Here is a 629-nt window from a genome sequence, read left to right as displayed (position 1 = left end):
CAGAATTTTGGATGATTGAACCTGAAGTTGCATTCATGGATTTAGCAGGAAACATGGATTTAGCTGAAGATTTTTTAAAATATGTAATTAAATATATTCTAGAAAACAATGCTGAAGATTTAGAGTTTTTAGATAAACGCTTGCAAGATGAAGACAAAACAAAACCGCAAGCCGAAAGAAACGACATGTCGCTTATTGAAAAATTAAAGTTTGTTACTGATAATAACTTTAAACGTGTAAGCTACACCGAAGCTATTGATATTTTACGCAACAGCAAACCTAATAAAAAGAAAAAATTCAATTATTTAATTGATGAATGGGGCGCCGATTTACAAAGTGAACACGAACGCTTTTTAGTTGAAAAACACTTTAAATGCCCTGTAATATTATTTGATTACCCAGCAAATATTAAAGCCTTTTACATGCGCTTAAATGATGATGGTAAAACCGTTCGCGCTATGGATATATTGTTTCCAGGCATTGGCGAAATTGTTGGCGGTGCACAACGTGAAGAGCGTTTAGAAGTTTTAAAACAAAAAATGGCTGCCATAAATATACCTGAAGAAGAACTTTGGTGGTATTTAGATTTACGTAAATACGGTACCGCTGTACACTCTGGTTTTGGCCTA

General features: G+C 33.9%; 1 protein-coding gene. It reads left to right on the top strand.

Translation table 11 applies throughout. The features are described from left to right. Positions 1 to 629 (top strand): amino acid--tRNA ligase-related protein (locus FUA24_RS24770; RefSeq protein WP_317131979.1); only part of this gene is annotated, 629 nt, incomplete at both ends.

The organism is Seonamhaeicola marinus, from assembly GCF_008085455.1.
This window is presented reverse-complemented; position numbering and strand designations above follow the sequence as displayed.